Annotated in this window: 26 protein-coding genes and 1 riboswitch; of the genes, 14 read left to right on the top strand and 12 right to left on the bottom strand. The window is 43.3% G+C overall.

The features are described from left to right. Positions 1-152 precede the first annotated feature (152 nt). The 3 genes from AAFP11_RS07460 to AAFP11_RS07450 are packed head-to-tail and all read left to right on the top strand — an operon-like array spanning position 153 to position 1,048. Positions 153-389 (top strand): hypothetical protein, encoded by a 237-nt coding sequence (locus AAFP11_RS07460; RefSeq protein ID WP_341736462.1) that lies wholly within the window; start codon positions 153-155, stop codon positions 387-389. A gap of 38 nt (positions 390-427) precedes the next feature. Then, positions 428-691: a type II toxin-antitoxin system Phd/YefM family antitoxin gene (locus AAFP11_RS07455; protein WP_341736461.1), complete on the top strand. Its 264-nt coding sequence runs from the start codon at positions 428-430 to the stop codon at positions 689-691. Between the two features lie 12 nt (positions 692-703). Next, positions 704-1,048 carry a type II toxin-antitoxin system RelE/ParE family toxin gene (locus AAFP11_RS07450; RefSeq protein ID WP_341736460.1) on the top strand — a complete coding sequence of 115 codons (345 nt, stop codon included), beginning with the start codon at positions 704-706 and terminating at the stop codon, positions 1,046-1,048. A 16-nt stretch (positions 1,049-1,064) separates the two neighbouring features. Here the strand turns inward: AAFP11_RS07450 and AAFP11_RS07445 are convergent, their stop codons facing one another. Next, on the bottom strand, positions 1,065-1,844 hold the full coding sequence (locus AAFP11_RS07445; RefSeq protein WP_341736459.1) for a pentapeptide repeat-containing protein: 780 nt from the start codon (positions 1,842-1,844) through the stop codon (positions 1,065-1,067). Positions 1,845-2,101: 257 nt separating this feature from the next. Here AAFP11_RS07445 and AAFP11_RS07440 point away from each other — a divergent pair, with 257 nt between their 5' ends. The 4 genes from AAFP11_RS07440 to AAFP11_RS07425 all read left to right on the top strand — a co-directional run bounded on the left by AAFP11_RS07440 (position 2,102) and on the right by AAFP11_RS07425 (position 4,564). Continuing rightward, positions 2,102-2,512: a hypothetical protein gene (locus AAFP11_RS07440; RefSeq protein ID WP_341736458.1), complete on the top strand. Its 411-nt coding sequence runs from the start codon at positions 2,102-2,104 to the stop codon at positions 2,510-2,512. Positions 2,513-2,746: 234 nt separating this feature from the next. Then, positions 2,747-3,895, top strand: coding sequence for a hypothetical protein (locus tag AAFP11_RS07435; protein ID WP_341736457.1), 1,149 nt, complete (start codon positions 2,747-2,749; stop codon positions 3,893-3,895). Positions 3,896-3,943: 48 nt separating this feature from the next. Beyond that, positions 3,944-4,099, top strand: coding sequence for a hypothetical protein (locus AAFP11_RS07430; protein WP_341736456.1), 156 nt, complete (start codon positions 3,944-3,946; stop codon positions 4,097-4,099). A gap of 48 nt (positions 4,100-4,147) precedes the next feature. Then, positions 4,148-4,564, top strand: coding sequence for a hypothetical protein (locus AAFP11_RS07425; protein WP_341736455.1), 417 nt, complete (start codon positions 4,148-4,150; stop codon positions 4,562-4,564). Positions 4,565-4,677: 113 nt separating this feature from the next. Here AAFP11_RS07425 and AAFP11_RS07420 read toward each other — a convergent pair whose 3' ends face one another. Continuing rightward, entirely contained in the window at positions 4,678-5,250 is a 573-nt protein-coding gene (locus tag AAFP11_RS07420; protein WP_341736454.1) for a Uma2 family endonuclease, read from the bottom strand. Positions 5,251-5,392: 142 nt separating this feature from the next. Further along, positions 5,393-6,031, bottom strand: a complete 639-nt coding sequence (locus AAFP11_RS07415; RefSeq protein ID WP_341736453.1) for a Uma2 family endonuclease — start codon at positions 6,029-6,031, stop codon at positions 5,393-5,395. Between the two features lie 172 nt (positions 6,032-6,203). Then, a riboswitch (cobalamin riboswitch) is annotated at positions 6,204-6,351 on the top strand. A gap of 21 nt (positions 6,352-6,372) precedes the next feature. Here AAFP11_RS07415 and AAFP11_RS07410 point away from each other — a divergent pair. The 4 genes from AAFP11_RS07410 to AAFP11_RS07395 all read left to right on the top strand — a co-directional run bounded on the left by AAFP11_RS07410 (position 6,373) and on the right by AAFP11_RS07395 (position 10,527). Further along, the gene (locus AAFP11_RS07410; RefSeq protein ID WP_341736452.1) at positions 6,373-6,783 is read left to right on the top strand and encodes a DUF1636 domain-containing protein; all 411 of its coding nucleotides are present in this window, start codon (positions 6,373-6,375) and stop codon (positions 6,781-6,783) included. Between the two features lie 177 nt (positions 6,784-6,960). Continuing rightward, positions 6,961-7,995, top strand: a complete 1,035-nt coding sequence (gene cobW / locus AAFP11_RS07405) for a cobalamin biosynthesis protein CobW (RefSeq protein WP_341736451.1) — start codon at positions 6,961-6,963, stop codon at positions 7,993-7,995. Between the two features lie 313 nt (positions 7,996-8,308). Beyond that, positions 8,309-9,280, top strand: coding sequence for a GTP-binding protein (locus AAFP11_RS07400; RefSeq protein ID WP_341736450.1), 972 nt, complete (start codon positions 8,309-8,311; stop codon positions 9,278-9,280). A gap of 140 nt (positions 9,281-9,420) precedes the next feature. Next, positions 9,421-10,527: a WD40 repeat domain-containing protein gene (locus AAFP11_RS07395; RefSeq protein ID WP_341736449.1), complete on the top strand. Its 1,107-nt coding sequence runs from the start codon at positions 9,421-9,423 to the stop codon at positions 10,525-10,527. A 73-nt stretch (positions 10,528-10,600) separates the two neighbouring features. Here the strand turns inward: AAFP11_RS07395 and AAFP11_RS07390 are convergent, their stop codons facing one another. Next, on the bottom strand, positions 10,601-10,915 hold the full coding sequence (locus AAFP11_RS07390; protein WP_341736448.1) for a hypothetical protein: 315 nt from the start codon (positions 10,913-10,915) through the stop codon (positions 10,601-10,603). Positions 10,916-11,060: 145 nt separating this feature from the next. After that, positions 11,061-12,185, bottom strand: a complete 1,125-nt coding sequence (locus AAFP11_RS07385; protein WP_341736447.1) for a peptidylprolyl isomerase — start codon at positions 12,183-12,185, stop codon at positions 11,061-11,063. Positions 12,186-12,440: 255 nt separating this feature from the next. On the opposite strand from AAFP11_RS07385, the gene efp reads away from it, so the two are divergent. The 3 genes from efp to AAFP11_RS07370 all read left to right on the top strand — a co-directional run bounded on the left by efp (position 12,441) and on the right by AAFP11_RS07370 (position 14,110). Beyond that, positions 12,441-13,001 carry an elongation factor P gene (gene efp / locus AAFP11_RS07380; protein ID WP_341736446.1) on the top strand — a complete coding sequence of 187 codons (561 nt, stop codon included), beginning with the start codon at positions 12,441-12,443 and terminating at the stop codon, positions 12,999-13,001. Positions 13,002-13,129: 128 nt separating this feature from the next. After that, complete coding sequence (gene accB / locus AAFP11_RS07375; protein WP_341736445.1) at positions 13,130-13,684, top strand: acetyl-CoA carboxylase biotin carboxyl carrier protein; 555 nt, start codon at positions 13,130-13,132, stop codon at positions 13,682-13,684. Positions 13,685-13,753: 69 nt separating this feature from the next. Further along, positions 13,754-14,110, top strand: coding sequence for a metalloregulator ArsR/SmtB family transcription factor (locus AAFP11_RS07370; RefSeq protein WP_341736444.1), 357 nt, complete (start codon positions 13,754-13,756; stop codon positions 14,108-14,110). A gap of 114 nt (positions 14,111-14,224) precedes the next feature. Here AAFP11_RS07370 and AAFP11_RS07365 read toward each other — a convergent pair whose 3' ends face one another. The 7 genes from AAFP11_RS07365 to AAFP11_RS07335 form a co-directional block, all read right to left on the bottom strand. Then, a complete protein-coding gene (locus AAFP11_RS07365) occupies positions 14,225-15,043 on the bottom strand; it encodes a GerMN domain-containing protein (protein ID WP_341736443.1) in 819 nt (272 codons plus the stop codon). A gap of 219 nt (positions 15,044-15,262) precedes the next feature. Then, positions 15,263-15,448, bottom strand: a complete 186-nt coding sequence (locus AAFP11_RS07360) for a hypothetical protein (protein ID WP_341736442.1) — start codon at positions 15,446-15,448, stop codon at positions 15,263-15,265. Positions 15,449-15,774: 326 nt separating this feature from the next. Further along, complete coding sequence (locus AAFP11_RS07355) at positions 15,775-16,443, bottom strand: 2OG-Fe dioxygenase family protein (RefSeq protein WP_341736441.1); 669 nt, start codon at positions 16,441-16,443, stop codon at positions 15,775-15,777. Between the two features lie 173 nt (positions 16,444-16,616). Further along, positions 16,617-17,381 (bottom strand): aldolase/citrate lyase family protein, encoded by a 765-nt coding sequence (locus AAFP11_RS07350; RefSeq protein WP_341736440.1) that lies wholly within the window; start codon positions 17,379-17,381, stop codon positions 16,617-16,619. Between the two features lie 133 nt (positions 17,382-17,514). Then, entirely contained in the window at positions 17,515-18,711 is a 1,197-nt protein-coding gene (locus tag AAFP11_RS07345; protein WP_341736439.1) for an aminotransferase class V-fold PLP-dependent enzyme, read from the bottom strand. Positions 18,712-18,861: 150 nt separating this feature from the next. Continuing rightward, positions 18,862-19,470 (bottom strand): molybdenum cofactor guanylyltransferase, encoded by a 609-nt coding sequence (locus AAFP11_RS07340; protein WP_341736438.1) that lies wholly within the window; start codon positions 19,468-19,470, stop codon positions 18,862-18,864. A 144-nt stretch (positions 19,471-19,614) separates the two neighbouring features. Continuing rightward, positions 19,615-20,673, bottom strand: coding sequence for an anthranilate phosphoribosyltransferase family protein (locus tag AAFP11_RS07335; RefSeq protein WP_341736437.1), 1,059 nt, complete (start codon positions 20,671-20,673; stop codon positions 19,615-19,617). Positions 20,674-20,706: the final 33 nt, after the last annotated feature.

The following is a 20,706-nucleotide window of genomic DNA, read 5'->3' as shown; positions in this document are numbered from 1 at the left end:
AAAAGTAGCGGCAACTTTGGGGCTTTGTCTCAAAGAAGTCAGTAGAGGTGCTTTGTTAACGCCTTTGAAAGTCCCTTTGTGGTCTTAATCAAGAATCCCCCCGATTCATCGGTGGGGAGTATCAAAATCATCAAAAACTCCATAGAAAGCCAATGATTGCAAATCAAAACCAAAATTATATCAAATCCGGTAACATCGGAATTATTCATCTCTCTTATCTCCCTCTGTGTTCTCTGCGTTCTAGTAAGGTTAAATCATTCCGATGCAGCCGGAAACGATATTACACGCAAGGAAGCGAAATTCACTTGGCTAGTGTGGACTTTCGGACTAGCATGGATGCTATCTATGAGGATGTAATCTTTACTAACGAAGATATTGTGCTGAATTAACCGTGCTATAATAATGATAAAAATTAACCTCCGCAAATATGCCAAAATACCTGACAATTACAGAAGCGCAACAACAACTGCCAAAGTGGCCCGATGACTTAGCAACAGAGCCAGCTATCATCACTAAGGATGGGAAACCGGCGATCGTTGCTCTCAGTTTTAAACAATTTGAATCTTTGTTAGAAACCATCGAAATTCTCTCTGATTCCGAATTTATGGCAGATTTGCGATCGGGGATTCAACAAGCCCAGAGGGGAGAAACAATAGACTTACAACAGTTAAAAGCAGATTTAAAACTTTAACAACAGTGAAAAATGGAGCCTGTAGAATATCAAGTTATTTTGACGGCACAAGCGCGGCAACTATTTCCTGAAATCAAAGATAGGCGGGAGCAACAATTACTCTTAGCAAGATTGGAGAAGCTTAAGCAGGAGCCAGAAAAGCAAGGGAAAGCTTTATCAGAAGAGTTGACTGGGTATCGCAGCATCCGTGCCGTAGGTCAGCGTTACCGAATTATTTATCAAATTGTACAAGATCAAGTGCTAGTTGTTGTAGTGGGAATAGGACGGCGCAAAGAAGGCGATAGACGAGATGTTTACACAGTAACCACGCGACTGTTAGTAGGGATGATACAAGAGTCAGACAACGATGATGAATAATCGCGTCTTTTCATACCTACGCCTGACTCAATATTTCCAAAAATTCCTGCACAACTAAATCGGGTTGTTGGCTGCATCGGGTAGCATCGTAATGTTTGACAAGACTGATGCCTGAATCTCTCAAAAGTTCGCATATTTCATCTTCTGTGGCGTTTTGATGGCATGATTCGCTGTCAATTTTTAGCAGTCCTAACTTGTTTTGGTGGAAGATCAGAAAGTCAGCTTCTTGGTTTTGTCTACCTTCTGGTGTTGTGATTCGGAGTTGGGAGTTGGGGATGAAGAGGATGGAAGTGCGATCGAGTATTTCGGCAATTTTCACTTGTGCGTCGCAGTGAAAGCAAAAACCGTTCCAGTTAATTTCATTTTCAGAGTCAGATAATTCTGCTTTACTGTCAGGATTTATAGTTTTATCTAAATCAGCTTGAACATAATCAGCTTCATTCAAGTTTGCGAATAATCTAGCCCCACTGAGGTTTGCTCCGCTGAGATTAGCACCAGTGAGGTTAACTTCAATGGTCAGATTTCGCTGTAGATTCACTTTACCTCGTCCTAAATATCGTTTCAATACTGACTTGAGATTATCTTTTTTAACTTTTTCTTCTAGTGCTTTTGATAGTAGCTTCCATAATTTAGCACCAGCATCTTTGATATAATCATATTCATAGCCTGCGCTTTTAGCAATTTGCATATAAGACTGCCCTTCCCAAGATTGACGAAACACTAAGTCTTGAACTTTGTTGAGGCGATCGTAGTTAAGGGCTGTTTCTGCGATCGCGATGGCTTCGTCAACGGTCATATGTTAAAGTCCCTTACAGCTAAAACTATTCCATCATACCAGATTTTAGCGCAACAGTCTCACCACTTTGTCTTTAGACTTGGTTATTACTTTTGTACTACTTTTAAGATACTTTTATATTACTTTTTTCATTCTTAAGACTGATGTGGATTTGGTAATATGAAATGTAATCAGCAGAAACAGTGTTGATTGAGTATCATAAAGACCCCAGCCTCGATAAAAAATTGCCGCTCATTCATTGAGTAACAGGAAGCTTCATGTTAAGTAAAAACTTGCTAACATTCAGTTTAATTACTTTATCTTATATTGGTAGTGTAGGAGTATTATCTACTTTAACTACTGGCTGTGACTTAATTAAACAAGATAAATCCCTGTCTGCAAGTAAAGCAGAGAGAATGGTTAATAAGTGGAAAAAATCTGATGGTACAATTAAGGTAGCAGGAGTTCGAGAAAATCAAAATAATACTGCTGTAGCTACATTACAGGTATCAGATTTAAAGATAAAAACGGAACAAAGAGAAGTAAACTACTCTGGCGCAGGGGAGGCTACATTTTCTCGTTATACAGATGGAAGTTGGGCCTTAACAGGATTAGTATTCAGTAATGGAGGGTTGGAAAATATATTCAATACCTTCACTGTCAGTAATTTAAACATAAAAGATGATTAGGTGAAAATAGGCACAAAGCAACGGTAATAGCTTGATGTCGTTCTCAACAACATTAGGCTAGTTATTAGAAATAGTCCTGGACGCAGGGGAGGTCAGAAACCGGGTTTTTTTACGAAAATTCTTCGTCGCAGCCCGCAGATTAGGTGAAAAACCCGGTTTCTTTGGTCTTGATGCGTCCAGGACTGACAAAGCAATGTGACTGAAAAACAATTGTTAGCATAGGAGCAAATATTAATGTCATCAGGTGGTAGCGGTGGTAGCGGTGGAACTGGTAGCGGTGGTAGTCAAACTGGTAGCGGTAGCAGTGGAACTGGTAGCAGTAGTGGCGGTAGTGGCGGTAGTGGCGGACCTACAAGAAGAATAGGGATTGCTATAGTTTTAGGAGGTATTGCAGGCGGTTTAGTTGCGCTTGCAAATATAGCAAATATAGGAACCTGGCTTGTTGGAGGTGAGGTTCTATGTAGGTTTGGTATTTTGAAATGTTCAAATTCACCTCCTGCAGGGCCTACACCTGTCGCTTCAACTCCACCAAGCACAGTTAGCTCTTCCCCTTCACCTGAGCCTATTAAACAAGATCCTATTCCTTCTTCATCACCGATATCCACTTCTTCTCCAGCGCCGGAGACTCCAGTCCCAGTTTCGCCATCGCCATCTCCACCTAAAACACCTGAGACTAATCAAAAACTTGTGGAAGAACCACAAAAATTCGGCGATCCTAATATTGGTCTTTTAAAAGAACGCCGTACTTTTCAAGATAGGCTTACTTCAAAAGACAATCAAAAATACTACTATTTTAGTATAGACAAGCCAAGCAATGTCAGTCTTTACTTGGATAATGTAACTAACGAAGTTGGAATCTGGCTCTATGTTGACACGAATGGTAATAAAGTCATAGATTCGGGAGAACAGATAGATAGTGCTTCGGCTTATAGCAATTCAACCGGAACAATTAGTAAAATGTTAGGAGCAGACAGCTATATTGCTACTGTTCTATTTAAAGGTGGCAATACTAACTACAATTTTCAGATTATTAACAACACAAATGATGCCGTTAAGGTTGGAGAATTGCCCGCGAGTAAAAGCTTTAGTGAGACGGGTTCTTTAAATCGCCAAAATCGCAAAAAATATTACCGATTTACCTTAAAGAGTACCAGTAATGTCAACATTTCCTTAGATCAAGTAACTAATGAAGTTGGAATGTGGCTCTATGTTGATACAAATGGTAATGGAGTTATAGATTCTGGAGAACAGGTGGACAGCGCTTCGGCTTATAGCAATTCAACCGGAACAATTAAAAGAAGCTTAGGTGCTGATGACTATATTGTTGTGGTTCAAGAAAAAGGAGGGAACACAAACTATACTGTGACTATGACTTCTCAATAGTTAATAGGTACGTTTCTATCTGTATATACTCAACTCAAATAAATCATTATGACTAATCCTCAAAACAACTCTAATCTTCCGCCTTGGAAATGGGCTATAATTGGTGCTGGCTCAACATTAGTGTTTGGAGGTTCCGTCACAGCAGGTGATATAGGAGGGAGTTCATCAAGTAATGTTGGAGGAAATGTTTCGCGAAATGACTAACTCAAAATAACACGGTTATCTAAAGATTAATTACATGAGGAGGGAATAATGGAAGAGCAACAAGGTAAAATTCAAGTCGGAGGAAGTGTTGGAGGTTCTGTTACTGCTGGTGATGTTGCAGGTAGTTCATCAAGTCACGTTGGAGGAAATGTTTCATTCGCTATAAATGAGTTACCTTCATCGTCTGAAGCAGATAAACCCGGAATCAAAGAGTTACTTACCCAACTCCAAGCAGCAATTGAAGCCGATCCAAATTTAAGTGAAGTTGACAAAGAGGATGCTTTAAAACAAGTAAAAGAATTAGCTGAAGCTGCTCAAAATCCTAATGATGCAGAAATGAAGAATAAAGCCAAAACAGCAGATAGGATGCTCGGACGAATTATGAAAAGTGTACCACAAGCCACAAAATTCCTAGAATTCTGTAATAATCTACTACCATTGATTACTAAAATATTTGGATTTTAGTAAGCGATGGCCTTTCAGGAAACATCTTAATAATTACGATCGCCCTTATTTCCCCTCCCTTCACCTCAGCATTCTCTGACAGAGGGCGATCGAACATTTCATCCAACCAGATCTTAACTCAATCCAGGAACATCCTCATACAAAGCAGAGATTGGACACTGAAAATTGATACTAGCCAACTCTAAACAGTCCCCCTCGCCGCAGGAAGAAAAAAACCAACGCCCTTCCCCATCCCGACGGTAGCAATCTACATTCATCCGCTGTTGACCGATTACTACATATTCTTGTATAGTTGAGAGCGATCGATAATCCGCAAATTTATCTCCTCTGTCAAACGCCTCAGTTGTTGGAGATAGAACTTCCACAATTAGTGAAGGATAGCAGATAAAATCGCCAACAGAAGTAGTATCTCGTTCATCGCAAGATACAGCTACATCGGGATAATAAAAAGTATTAATTGTCTCAAATCTGACTTTTGTATCGCTCATAAAAACCAGGCAACCACTTCCGCGCAGATGATTTCTCAGCAGAGTTGCCAAATTTAGACAAATCAAAACATGGGGATTACTTGCCCCTCCCATTGCATAGATTTGTCCGTTTCTGTATTCATGTTTTATGGGACTTATTAGTTCACCTTCTAAATATTCTTTAACTGAAACATCAGGATAATTTTGGCTGGCAATCATTAGGTTTTCCTCGACTTTTACAGGCAGAATTTTAAGATTTCATAATCCTTCCGGGATTCTACTTGTTCTCCCAGTCTCGCGTTGGGCGGACTTTGTTTGACAAGACGCGATTTCCAATCGTCCCAAATTGGTGATTTCACCCTCATTCATCAGACTCAGACTCAGATTCAAAATCCACGCGATCGTAAATATCACCCAACCGCATCTCAAACTCCACACAACTCAATCTCAACACCGCATCAGCACCATCATACTCAGACAAAACCCACTTATTATCATCCGTCTTAACAAACTGTTCAACGTGCATCTCATATTGATCGATCAAAACATACTCTCGAAAACTAGGAATCGATCGAAAAAGTTTAAACTTGCCGCCCCTGTCATAATCCTCCGTGGATGGCGATAAAACCTCAGCCACCATCACCGCATTAGTAATCGTATCTTTCCTACCTGCAACAAACTCCAATTTCCCCGCTACCAACATTACATCAGGATAAGTATAAACCCGCTTGGAAGGTATCCACAGACGCAAATCGTTGATAAATACTCGGTACGGTTGTCCTTTCGTAGCAAAATTTAGCGTTCCGCCAAAATTAACAGCTATTTGATTGTGATTCGGTGTTCCGCCTGTCATAGGGATTATCCTGCCATCCTGATATTCACTCCTAAATTCTGCCACCTCTTCCAGCTTTAAATACTCTTCAGGAGAGTAATAAGTCTGTATTTTGTCCTCAACTTTGTCCTCAACTACTTCTTCGCGAATTTCTGTTAATACCGTCATAGTATATCCTTTTGCGATCGTACTTACAATTATATAGGACTTCAGTCCTGAAAAGATGGCAAAATTAACACTAAAGTTTTTATTAATAACTGGCTGTGAATTTATGCTACTAGATATTAAGCGGTTCACCTTACCAACTTAAGTTTTTCCCAAAATGGCGACAAATGCGGTATGATGTGAAGTTGCGATCGGTTCTAGCGGGGAGCAGCCGCTAGAGGAAACGGGGAAAGTTCGGTGCAAGTCCGGCGCTGTCCCGCAACTGTAATGAAACACAGCTTGTTTCTAAAGTCAGAATGCCCGCCGATATCTAACTCACTTTGGAACGCATCTGCGAGGTACGGATGATGAATGGAATTAATAAGACTGTACGCACCAAGCACAGTCTACTTGTTTGCACTGCTTGCGCGAGTGTTTGGAAAAACGGCAAGCGAGAAGGCAAAAGTGGCGGCCAACAATTCTTGGAAGACTTGTCGCAACTGGCAAAGGATTGGGAATTTTCGGATGAATTTGACATTCAAGAAGTTGAGTGCATGAGTGCTTGCAGTCACTCTTGTGCTGTGTCTTTTGCTGCTGCTGGAAAGTACACTTATCTGTTTGGTGACTTACCTCCCAATGAATCGGAAAGCGTCGAGGCTGTACTGGAATGCGCGAGTCAATACTATGCTAAACCCGATGGTTTGTTGCCCTGGTCAGAACGTCCTCAAGCTTTGAAAAAAGGAGTTATAGCTAAAATTCCACCACTGCACAATTAGAGTATTCATCGTTTCCTTGTTCCTCGTTCCCAGGCTCTGCCTGGGAACGCATACCCAGAGGCTCTGCCTCGTATTAAAAGCGCGAGTTATTCGATCGAGGCAGAGCCTCTAGATCGACATTCCCAGGCAGAGCCTAGGAACGAGATATCCCATCACAAAACAACAACTAAATTACTAATGCACAAAATTCCTGTTACAGTCATTACGGGCTTTCTCGGTAGTGGCAAAACCACCGCCATTCGCCACTTATTGCAAAATAATCAAGGCCGCCGCATCGCAGTTATTGTGAATGAATTTGGCGAAGTCGGCATCGACGGCGAACTGTTGCGTGACTGCCAAGTTTGCGATGAAGAAGAAGATGTCAGCAGCAATATTTTAGAACTGACAAATGGCTGTCTTTGCTGCACGGTTCAAGAGGAATTTTTGCCCACAATGCAAGAATTATTGAAGCGTCGCGCACAAATTGATTGTATCTTGATTGAGACTTCTGGACTCGCACTCCCTAAACCCTTAATTCAAGCTTTTCGCTGGCCCGAAATTCGGACCGGTGCTACCGTAGATGGTGTTGTGGCTGTGGTCGATTGCGAAGCCCTTGCTAGTGGTAATTTTGTGGGCGATATTGATGCTTTGATGGCGCAGCGACAGGCTGATGATAGTTTAGATCATGAGACGCCGATCGAGGAATTGTTTGAAGACCAGTTGGCTTGTGCTGATATGGTACTTTTGACTAAGGTCGATCGCGTGGATGTTGAAACTCAGAAAAAAGTCCAAACTTGGTTGCAGCAAGAATTACGTCCTAGTGTGAAAATTGTACCTTGCAAAGGTGGCGAAATTAATCCTGATGTGTTATTGGGATTTAATGCGGCTGTTGAGGATAATTTGGAGTCTCGTCCCAGCCATCACGACACTGAGGAAGAACACGACCATGATGATGATATTACCTCAACTTACTTTATTGCCGATCGCGAATTTGAACCAGAAGCTGTGGTCGAAAAACTGCAATCGTTGATGCAAAGTCAAGAGATTTATCGGATTAAAGGGTTTGTGGCGGTTCCCAAGAAGCCGATGAGGATGGTGTTGCAGGGTGTGGGCTCGCGCATCGAACATTTTTACGATCGCCCTTGGACACCTTCGGAACTTCGCCAAACCAAATTGGTGTTTATCGGTAGAGAACTCGATCGCGATCGCATTGTAGCGATATTGAGCAATTAATCACCCACGCTGACCTCAGAAACCGGGTTTCTTGCTATATTTCTCGTTCCTGTGGGCAAAACTCGCAGAAACCCGGTTTCTAGCCCCATGCCTAATATTTTTATTACTAGCAACAAGTTTCGTGTAAAATATCAATGATACCAATTTTTTATGAGGCTGCATAGAATCTGATCACCCTGGCGCCCCCTTAATAAGGGGGGGACAACATTCTTCTCAAAGTCCCCCTTCTTAAGGGGGATTTAGGGGGATCGAAATATATGCAACTTCACATTAAATTGGTATGACAGGTATCATAAAACAAGTGAGGTAAAATATGGTGACTGCTGCTGCGATCGAATCAGTTCCCGTGACAGTTCTCACAGGCTATCTAGGTGCAGGAAAAACCACCCTACTCAACCGCATTTTAACCCACGAACACGGCAAAAAAGTTGCAGTCATCGTCAACGAATTTGGCGAAGTAGGCATCGACAACCAACTCATTATCGATGCAGACGAAGAAATTTTTGAAATGAACAACGGCTGCATTTGCTGCACAGTCCGAGGCGACTTAATTCGGATTATCGGCAACCTCATGAAGCGGCGGGACAAATTCGACCATCTAGTCATCGAAACCACAGGTTTAGCCGACCCCGCACCTGTAATTCAGACATTCTTCGTAGACGAAGATATGCGCGATAAATTACTGCTAGATGCCGTTGTCACCGTAGTAGATGCCAAGCACATCTGGCAGCACTGGGACTCCGACGAAGCTCAAGAACAAATTGCCTTTGCCGATGTCATTTTGCTGAACAAAACCGATTTAGTCACCCCAGAAGAGTTGGCAGAATTAGAAACGCGGATTCGCAGCATGAATGTAATGGCAAAAATTCATCGCACCCGCAATGCAGAAATAGAAATGTCAGCATTGTTAGGAGTAAAAGCATTTGATTTGAATCGAGCCTTAGAAATTGAACCCGATTTTTTAGGCGAACACGAACACGAACACGACGACACAGTAACTTCCATCGCAATCCAAGAATCCGGCGCGGTTGATGGCAACAAATTTAGCGACTGGATATCCCAATTGTTGCAGACTAAAGGCCCGGATATCTTTCGGACCAAAGGCATTTTAAATATTGCTGGAGAAAACAGGAGATTTGTATTTCAAGGCGTGCATATGCTATTTGATGGTAGACCAGATAGACCATGGAAAGCCAATGAAACTCCGAAAAACGAACTCGTATTCATTGGTCGCAACTTAAATGAAAGTCAATTAAAAGCTGATTTTCGTCAGTGTCTGGTTTAACTGACACCTTGCAGCATTTTAAATCAGCTTTTTAAGCACAGGCTTTCCGGCCTGTTCCACACACACAAAAATTCATCTGTTGTGGAACGGACCAGAAAGCCCGTTATTGAGAATACTGGAACATCTCAGATTAAATAAATATGGGTAACAACAACACAAATAAAAGCGAACTAACCATGCAATTTTACGCCAAAGAAATGCTGTCAGACTACGTAACTGCTGTTACTTGGTCGCCCGATGGCAAAACTCTAGCAGTCAGTTCCGCCGCCGGTGAAATTATGTTAGGGATTCTCGGAAAAATCAATAAATTCTCCTTGCAACCCCTGCAAACAGCAACTGGTCAATCAGTAGATTGCTTGTCTTTTTCTTCAGATAGTCAACTGTTAGCTGCGGGTGGACAAGATGGAAAAGTGCTAATTTGGCAGGTAAATTCTGGGGAATTAATTGCTAGTTTGGATAACAAGCGTGTGTGGGTTGATAAGTTAGCTTGGAGTCCTCACGGTAATCAATTAGCTTTCAGTATGGGTCGTTCAGTTCAAGTTTGGAATGCTGATAAAAATACAGTAGAAGTCACCCTGAATTTTGATTCATCTTCAATCCTCGATTTAGCATGGCATCCTGTTGATAAATATCTGGCAATTAGCGGCTATCAAGGTGTAAAAGTTTGGAACGCGGCAGATTGGAATGATGACCCAGACATCTTATCCGTACCATCCGTAACAGGTGCAATTTCCTGGTCCCCTTCCGGCAAATATCTAGCCTGTGGCAATATGGATAACACCTTAATTGTTAATGAATGGGGTAACTCGGAACCTTGGGTAATGCAGGGTTTTCCCGGCAAAGTTAGACATTTGGCTTGGTCCGATCGAACTAATTCATTGGGCGATCCTTTATTAGCTGCTGCGAGCTCAGAAGGCATTTCTGTGTGGGAAAGACAAGCTGATGAAAGTGTCGGTTGGGAAGCTTGGGGATTAGAAGTACATGAAAAAGTCGTCCAGGCGATCGGCTTTCAACCAAATACATTGTTATTAGCTTCAGCATCGGAAGACGGTCAACTTTGTTTGTGGTACGAAGCACAAGAATTGCTGCAAATTCTGGAGGGTGTCGATGCCGGTTTTTCCTGTCTTTCTTGGCATCCCAAAGGTCAATTCCTCGCAGCAGGTGGCAACAACGGCGAGTTGTTGGTTTGGGAACGAAATTTTTCACCTGCGTTAATCATATCAAATCCGTTGACATCGGAATTATGATTTCTATCTTCTCTTTCTCTGTGTCCTCTGTGTTCTCTGTGGTTTAATCATTCCGATACAACCGGAAACGATATCACCATTCCTTCACCGAACTCGGCGGCAAGCGCAACCTAGGAAATCTGTAAAAAGTATCTCCTTCATCATCCACTTCTAAAATCGCCGAAAAAATCTTAACTTGTGCATCTAAGTATTGCTGTGCAACTTGAGCCTCCACCCTAGCGCTAGCCGCCAATTGAATCAGCGAAATTTGACTATTTTGGTTTTCCAATAACTGATAAAAAGCCTCATCTAAGCGTTTTTTTTGTTTGTTTTCATTCACATTATTAATCAGTAATAAACCTACAAATCCACCCATGCCAATTACTAATAAAAATTCTAATAATGCCATATTTTTGCGCTAATTTCTAATTTCAATAACCCAGACATAAACATCATTTACATCTTATAGCCCGCCGGGGCGGGCTTGGTTTGATAACAAGCGATTTAATGCGCCTTCACTTTTGTGTCAAAGCGATGGCAATCGCCGTCATTGATTAAACTTGAGGTCGCAACAAATTTTCCATTCCTTTAATTACCTTAGCAGATACAATCTTGTCTCCCTGCTTCAGTTGATCCAAAACTTCTTTTCCCTCAATCATGTAACCAAAAACAGTATACCGACCGTCCAACAAATTCAGACCAGCAGGGGTCAGTTCAGGTTCAAACAAGAAAAAGAAAAACTGCGAAGAAGCGCTATCTGGTTCAGCTTCCGCACGAGCCATGGCCACAGTACCATAGGCAGAAAAAGGTAACACAGGTTCGTCGCGATAACGCCCCGCATCTTCTAAAGTAATTCCGTAGATGGGTTCTTTTTCGTCCCTGACGAGGACTTCGAGTGGAATATTCCGGTATTTACCAGTAGCTGGGTCTATAAAACCTACTTCCTTACCTTCGGGGTCTCCTGTTTGTAGCACGTAGGATTCTTCCGATCGAATAAATGGCAAACCATCATAAAAACCTCGATCGACTAAATCTACAAAATTACCAGCAGTCACCGGCGCACTGTAACCATCAACCACAACATTAATTGTCCCCTTCTCGGTTTCTACAGCCACCGTAGCGCGACCCTTCAGTTGAGGCAAAGTAGCATATTCTGAAGGAACTTCAAAGGGAAACTTGGTCACCATCAACTCTTCGATGTCACCAACCGAACGGAGTATTTTGGCTTTCAAGTCAATCACTTTTTCCCTGTCTTTGGCCTCAACAGCCTCAGATAGTTGCGAAACTCCTTCTTTGACTTTTGCCACTAGAGTTTCGGCTTCGGGCTTTTTCGCGTCGGGAATACTCTTTAAAATATCAGACTCGCGAATGCTGAGAATTCTGGAAGCCTTGCTGATATCGCTACTAATTGGACCCCAACGTTTAGAGCGTATGTGGTTGCCGATGTCTTCGAGACTGATTTGCAACTCTCGCACCGTCTGATTGTCAATAGGTAGAGCGTAGCGCAGCAGCGCCCGGCCGTCTGTAATCGCATTGCCCGCAGGCATACTGCTGCTAGGGCGTTTGGCATGGGATACCGAACTGAAGCTGAGGGAAAAAGTGAATAGCAGGAGTGCTAAGACAGTGGTTTTGAGCCAGCGCTTGCACGTATCGATCGAGAAATTAGACCAATGCAACATAACTTTAACTTTTATGGCCTCTATCATCTTCCCACAGCACTGTCCGCCCTCTAAGCTGAAGTGTCTGTTCCTGCGTCTAGGGAGAATCAAGTGACAACTCCCCACAGCGATTAACAGATTAGTCAAGCACTTGCTCCCTTTGAACGGTAAAATAAAATGCCAATTGTTTTTTGATGCCGTCAGCTAGACTGCGGTTTGAAGCTGACAGTAGTTCCCCCGTGCCCTTGGGCGACGGGATTGCCTGCAAAAATTTATATGATTTCCAGTAACGACTTTCGACCAGGTGTTTCAATTGTAGTCAATGACGGCGTGTGGCGGGTAATTGAATTCCTCCACGTCAAGCCAGGAAAAGGCTCGGCTTTCGTGCGGACAAAACTTAAAAATGTCAAAACCGGCAACGTAGTAGAACGAACCTTCCGGGCTGGGGAGACTATGCCTCAAGCCAACCTCGAAAAGAGCGCCATGCAATATACCTATAAAGAGGGCGATCAGTTCGTCTTTATGGATATGGAAACTTACGAGGAAAGTCGCCTCAGTTCTCAGGAAATAGGCGATCGGGTCAAATACCTCAATGAAGGCATGGAAGTTAACATCCTGCGCTGGAACGACCAAATCCTCGAAGTAGAACTGCCCAACTCCGTTGTTTTAGAAGTGACCCAAACCGACCCCGGAGTCAAAGGAGATACTGCCACCGGCGGTAGCAAACCCGCCATGCTCTCCACCGGAGCTCAGATCATGGTGCCTCTATTTATTTCCATTGGAGAACGGATTCGGATCGATACTCGCGAAGACAAGTATCTTGGGCGAGAGACATAAATGGTGCTTTGGGGTTGATGCCAGAAGCCTCAACCCCCTAACTCTGCTTTCGATCGCACGGGTGTCCAATTTTCAATTCCCAATTTTCAATTTTCAATTCTCAATTATCAATTACCCTTGAATCTGCTGTGCAACTAGACTTAAACCAGCTCTGCGAACTGCTAACTGTTTTAGACCAAACCGGCATTTCGGAGCTGACGTTAAAAAGTGGAGAACTTGAACTGACTGTGCGCAAAGGCATTCAAGCCAACGAACCAAGAACCGTCGCTGTTGGTCATCCAGCAGTTACGCCTCTTGCGACCATCGCAGAAACTTTTGCTAGCCCCACCTTAGCGTCACCTCCTGCTGTAGACCAAAATTCAGCAGCAAATATCACTAGCCCAGCACCCTCGGCTCCTGCTCCCGTGCTGGCCTCCGTGCCTGCTCCTGTGGATACCAAATGGGTATCAATTATTTCGCCGATGGTAGGAACTTTTTATCGCGCGGCTGCTCCCGATGAACCACCTTTTGTGGCGCTTGGCGATCGCATCAAGGTGGGCCAGACAGTTTGCATTATTGAAGCGATGAAGCTCATGAATGAAATCGATGCCGATGAGGTATCGGGTCAAGTGATGGAAATCTTAGTTCAAAATGGGGAACCTGTGGAGTACGGTCAAGTTTTGATGAGGATTAATCCGGATTGAAGGATTACTTGATTGTTATATACAGAATTAATCCTTCTATTTCCTGATCGCTTCTGGCAGGTGAGCTTGATGAAGTTATCCCAGTCTGTTCCTCAAGAGGTTGTGCCACAAGTTGCTGAGTATTTCAGTATTTTGAGCGAGCCGATGCGTTTGCGAATTCTGAACTTGCTTCGCGACGGCGAAAAATGTGTGCAAGAGTTGGTGGAAGCTACTCAAACCAGTCAAGCCAATGTTTCTAAACACCTAAAGCTCATGCTCCAAGCTGGTATCCTCACTCGCAGGAGTGAAGGAACTTCAGCCTATTACAAGGTAGAGGATGAGTTGATTTTCGAGTTGTCTACTATGGTGTGCGATCGGCTTGCGACTAGGGTAGAACAACAAGCCCAACAATTTAGGTCCTTGAGTCTGAATACAAAGCCGTCCTAAAAGGACGGGGCTTGTATCCCATCCTTTTGGTCAAAAGTCATCAGCCATCAGCGAGCAGTCCCTATTCCCCGCCTTCTGACTCATGACTCATGACTCATGACTCATGACTAAAAATTACGGGAGCGGAAAATTTTTATCGAAAGTTTGACGGGTACTCGGCTGAGCAACCTCCAAACCTTCGCCACCCAAAAGCTCTAAGGGCTTACCTTCCACCGAAATCCAAACTTTGGCATTCGGTTTTAAACTCGTGGCCGTATAGATCACTTGCCCCAACCGACTGCTCATCGAACTACTGCCTCCTCCCGAAGTAAATTCGGCAGACAAATCGACGTAAACTCCCTGATTATTGACACTCAAACTCCTGAGTTTTGTCCCCTTGGGAATTTCGCTAAAAACCTTTGTATCCTTCGGTCCAGCCAACAAACTGTTAAAAGCAGCCTGTAGGGCAGCATCAGGTCGATCGACTTCTTTGAGAGCTACCTTGCTAGGAACGGCCTCAAACTTGCCTCCCCCATCTTTAACCCAGTAGACTTGCACTGTCTGGGTAGCCGTCGGCGACACAGACTTAGGCTGAGACTGTTGTGGCTTGATAACCTGCGGTGTCAAAGCCTGGGGTGTTGGAGCTGCTGGTGTCTGAGCCTGGGGTGTGGGAGCTGATGGCGTCTGAGCCTGTGGTGTCTGAGCTGCTGGAGTCTGAGCCTGGGGTGTATCAACAGGAGTTGGAGCAGGTACGGGGATAATTACAGCAGGCGATTCCCCAGGAGTGGGGGAAAGTGCCCCAGAGGTAGTCCCAGCAGTAGACTGAGTGTCTGCTGACGTTGAGGAACGGTTGGCAGTCCACCAAGCAATGCTCCCTCCCGTTAATAAAGCCAACCCGCAAACACCGGCAACCACGGCTGTGGGTACGCGGCGTGCTTCTTGTCCATCTTTCATAATACAAATCCTCCTTACATATAGAGCGCTTGGGACAGTGAGGAGCTACTCCCGATCGGCTACATTTGTTTTTGCTGAGATTCTGGAACTGCCAACAGCTAAACTGAAACAATCCTGGCATCTTTAACAGCTTAGGAGCCATATTTCATTTTGACACTCTCCCGCTTAGAAACACGTTAGAAGTCTGAAGGCAGAACCCAGAAGGCTCTGATACTGTTTTTAATATAAGTGAATTTTATTGGTAATTTCTAGAATGTTTTGTGAAACCTGCTTGCCAACTCCACTATCTAATAGCTCACCATAGTAGATTTGAAGTCGATCGGACATTTGATAGCAGTCGGAAATTACTATAAATAAGTTATTTTTTGACTCAGATGGGGTAACAAAAAGAGTCAAAATATTCATTTAATCAAATATTTATCCCTTAAAACTATCTGAAAAAATGCTAGTTCATTCGACCACATTCTGATTAATTAATTACTAATATCTTGACTTGCATTCCATGGGAATTACCCCACATTGACCATCTAATTCTATCCAAAAACTAGAGTTCCCCGACTTCTTTAAGAAATCGGGGAGCGCCATTGGTATCTTAAGTCGATCGCCTCATATCAATTCCTCTCTTCATCGGAATTATTCATTTCTCTCTGAGTTCTCTGTGTTCTCTGTGTTCTAGTAAGGTTAAATCACCTGACGATGCAACGGTCAACGATATCATTAGCGAACTCTACTCAATCAGTCAGCAAACTCGGAGATGTCAGCACAAAGACATCCCTTGTCCCCACTCCTTCCACTTCCGGCTTAATTGGTGTAGTAAAGTGAAAAAATTCGTGGTCGTTAACCAACAGCAGTTCTCCGGGATGCAGAACTTTATTAAACACAGGCTTCTCTTTTTTCGCAAAGTATAAATGAGTTTCGCCACCAACAATATTAGTTCGGTCAACTGAGAAGATGCCGATAAAATCAGTACCGTCTCTGTGAATACCTTCCGGTGCAGGATTGCCAAAATTGTGTGGCGAACAACTCGTCCTGATTTGATGGATGCCGATTTCAGCTTCCGGGTGAATTTTGCAGGAATCGAAAAAAGCAAAAATCATTTGTTTGAAATTATCCAGGGCGATTAGTCTATCGTCCAATTCGGCAAATTCACGCTTGATGTCACCCACCACCGGATTGTATTCTTTACTTTGGAAAAGATAGCCGTGAGGCAACTTAATTAATTCGTTTCCATTGACTATAAATCGCGACAACCTTCTCGAACGATACTTTCCTTTAATATAAGGATCGATCGGCATATCGTCGAAAAATGGCTTAAAGCCTTCTAGCTTAATCGAGTTTACTTTTTTGAAAGTAAACATGAAAGCGTAATCCAAATGAATGGATTCTAATGCTGTTTTCATAGATAGTTCTCCATGAATCCTTGCTCCCCTCCTTAATTTGGCCTTAAGGAGATGTATGCTTCTAGTCTAGCTCAGGTTTTTTTTACCTGTGGTCAAAGACACTACAAAAATTGCAAAGATATTGTAAAGATGCCCAAATACATTAGGGAGTTAGAAGCTGTTTAATCCAAAGTCTAAAGTCGATCGACTGCTTTGACTAGGGACTGACAAGCTCGCAAAAAGACGGCAACATCCACCCCCAGTCCCACGTATTGAACGCCAGCATCAATCCACTGCTGGGCGATTTCGGGGGTGTCGGCAAAAGTACCCGCAGCTTTTCCGGCGCTGCGGATGGTGTTTACGGCTTTCTCCATCATTTCGATCACTCGCGAATCGCGGACTTGGCCGGGAATGCCGATCGACTGTGACAGATCGTATGGCCCCAGAAAAATCACGTCAACGTGGGGTACTGTCACAATTTCTGCTAAGTTGTCGATGCCGCCTTTCCCTTCGACATGAATTACAACTAAGGATTCTTCGTTGAGTCGATCGGTAATATTTGTACCCGCAGCAGTGTAAAGCCCCGCCCTGGTAGCAAAGGAAAGGCCACGGGTGCCGAGGGGACTGTATTTGGCATTTTTCACCGCAGTTTCAGCATCTATTTTGGATTCAATTTGAGGTACTTGAATCCCTGCACTACCAATGTCGAGGGCTCGTTGAATTTGTGGGCCGTCGTTTTTGCGGACGCGAACAATGGGCGCAATTCCTGCACAGTCGGCTGCGCGACACAAATCTTCGGCAGCGAGGGAATGTAAGGGACCGTGTTCCATGTCGATGACGGCGAAGTCAAAGCCAGCGTGACCGCAAATTTCTATAAATGCGGGATAGGCGCAATTCATAAATAAACCGAGGACTGTTTCGCCTTGTTTGATTTTTTGTTTGAGTTGGTTTTTACGCATAAATTAGGATTTTTTTACTATTATTGGTAGGGGCGAAGCATGACCGCTGTAAATCTCTGGTGATCACTAATAAATTGTCTGCGGTCATGCTTCGCCCTTACTTACTGTTGCTAGCTTAGGGAAAAATCCCGCCTTAATCCGGTTGTTTTGTAACTTTTTTTCCAATTAACTCAACTAACGCCTTAGCCAAATATTCATATTGCGGTAAAGTATTATAAAATTGAGCAGAAATCCTCAGCAACTGCTGATTTCCATCCGACCAAGGAATCACCGGCACTTCTATTTTAAAAATCTCCCACAAAGCCTCTTGTAAAGGGGCAATTCCTGACTTGCCAACGGCATCAAATTCTGCATCTCTGAGTTGTACCACAGCCATCGAGCCTACCATTTCATCTGGACAAGGCTGGGGTAAATCTAATTTATCCAGCAATATCTGTCTTCCTGCTAAGGCCAAAGCATGATTTTTTGCCATCAATTCCGGCCATCCGCCCTCCAACAAAGAACCCATGAAGTCGATCGCCACCGGCACACATAAATAAGCACTTGGATCGACAGTCCCCATCCAGTCAAATTCTAATTGAAAGCGGGATTTATCACTGCGCGGGGAATTTGCACCGTGACTGATAGTTGTTGGCCGAATAGCATCTTGTTTGTCGCGCCGCACGTACAAAAAGCCAGCACCTTTTGGCGCACACAGCCACTTGTGACAATTTCCTGTGTAGTAAGCCGCGCCAATTTCATCTAGATTTAGTGGAATCATTCCGGGTGCGTGGGCTCCGTCTACCAAGACATCGACACCTCTTTGGGCTAATTCACTAACTAGCTGTTTGATGGGAAATATTAAGCCTGTTTGACTGACAATATGGTCTAATAATACTAATTTTGTTTGGGGTGAAACGCACTTAATTACTGCTTCGATAACTTGTTCTGGCGACTCTATGGGAAATGGTACTTCGGCTACTATGACTGTAGCGCCTGTGCGACGGGCTACAAAATCTAGTGTATTGCGGCAAGCGTTGTATTCTTGATTGGTAGTTAATAATTCGTCGCCCGTAGCAAAAAAGAGCGATCGCAAAACTGCATTTACTCCCGTCGTCGCATTCGGCACAAATGCCAACTCATCACTACTGGTACCGATAAAAGTGGCTAATTCATTCCTAGCATTATCTAACAGTGGCTCAAATTCCCGCATCAAAAAGCGCAACGGTTCTCTTTCTAACTGTTCTCGAAAACTTGTTTGTGCTTCTAGTACGGGAATCGGACAAGCTCCAAAAGAGCCGTGATTGAGAAATGTTATATCGCGATCGAGTAGCCAGTGTTCTAAGTTCATGTGTTATTTGTTATTGGTTATTGGTTATTTTTTATTTGTTATTTGTTATTTGTTGTTGGTTATTTGTTGTTGGTTATTTGTTAATTCCAATGTCCTATTCCCCATTCCCCATTCCCCATTCCCCATTCCCCAGTCCCTATTCCCCATTCCCTATTCCCTATTCCCCATTTGACTTTTTAATTTCTCAAACTCTTCTAGTGTATTGCAATTTAATAACATTCGTGCTTCTCGTTCTCCTATAGGCAGAGGTATTGCTGCAATTTGATTCAACCATACTTGAAACGATCGCCCGCCTTTCTCAATAAAAATTTGCAAACTTGAGAGGGATTGCTGGCGGTAGAATCCGCACAAAGGTTCCCAGCGCGAGTTTTGATAAGGCACAACTGCTAAAGTAGATGGCCCTACTGCTGTTAACTGACTGGCCCAATGCTGAATTATCTCGGCATCCAACAAAGGCAAATCACAAGCTAGGAGTAAAATCCACTCGGTAGTAATTTGAGTTAATCCCTGACTCAAGGCTCTCAAGGGCCCGGAACCTGGATTGTATTCTACCAGAAATTGACATTTTTTATTTAAGGTAGATCGATAGCGATCGGGCCAAGCAGCTAGGACGTAAACTTCTGAGGTTAAGTTAGCAGCCACTTCCCAGGCTCGCTCTAATAGGCATTTACCATCTATTTCTAAAAGAGCTTTATCTCTGCCCATCCGGGAACTTTGACCGCCAGCCAGCAATATTACAGCAATTTTATTATTAGTCATTTGTTATTTGTTATTTGTTATTTGTTATTTGTTATTTGTTATTTGTTATTTGTTATTTATTATTTATTATTTGTTATTTGTTATTTGTTGGTTGTTTGTCCCTATAGAGTCAAAAGTGGAATGTCTACTGTCTACTGTCTATATTTAGCTATTGACAAAGTTGCTCACTTCCTCAAGTTTTTGATAGACTTGACCGCTACTTAATAAGATTTCTGCTTTAATAAAACCAGAATTTATATCTAAACAAACTCCCGAACGCCAGAGATAAAATCCGCTATTCCAAATAGTAGACTGCATTAATTCCGAGGGTTTTCCCTGTAAAACTTCCTGCATTTGTTTTAATAACTCAGAGGTCGATTCTAAGGCGGGATTTGTGCTGCTGAAACCGTAATCGCCGTGAGCTAACAGCACTCGCTCAAACTCAATATCTGGCTTAGCAATACCGATGATTGCAGTCCGATCGCGCGGCAAGTCACAACTTCCTTCCAGTCCTTTGATTGTGGTGTAATTCTTGACTCCTCGCAATTCAAAAGCATTGATAAACATACCTTCCGTCGGCGGGTGGACGTAGCCGGAGATGACGTTAACATCGCCGTCACAGGGACACCACATCAACTCCATTGTCGAAAAAGGCGATCGTTTGCCGATTTCGCGCCGGTAGGGAACTAAACTCTCAGCTTGGGGAAAATGGGTGGGAAGGTAGACAAAACCCAAACCTGTATTATCAAAAACTTGCTGGACTTTTTCTAAAGTCAATTTTGCCCAGTCAACACCCAAACCGCGCCAAATTTCTATCAGGGGAATACCTTCTTTTGTCGGCATGATATCACCGCCGTGCATGAGAGTGGGAACGCCGGCGGTTGCTAAAATTAGAGCAGTTAAAGGGCTAACTGGGGCTGTGCGCGATCGCCCGTCGTAAGCAACTCCAAACACCGCCACGCTAGATACTGAAAAGCCTTTTTCTCTGTTAGGGTGGGCGAGTTTCGGTCCTAATTCTTCATAAGCATCAAGCATTCCGGCCAATTCTTCCCCCGTTGGCCGCTTAATGCGGTGGGAAATCATAAAAGCTCCCATTTGAGCCGGTGTTGCTTCTCCTAACAGCATCATCCGCGTTGCTGCGGCTGATTCGGTGCGAGTCAAGTTTTCTCCTGTGTGTACGCCACTGCCAATTTTTCGCAGCAATTCTCTAAAAGCGTTACTCATAATTTGGTTATTTGTGATTGGTTATTTGTGATT

The sequence above is a fragment of the Microcoleus sp. CAWBG640 genome, assembly GCF_020883015.1.
GTDB lineage: Bacteria > Cyanobacteriota > Cyanobacteriia > Cyanobacteriales > Microcoleaceae > Microcoleus > Microcoleus anatoxicus.
This window is presented reverse-complemented; position numbering and strand designations above follow the sequence as displayed.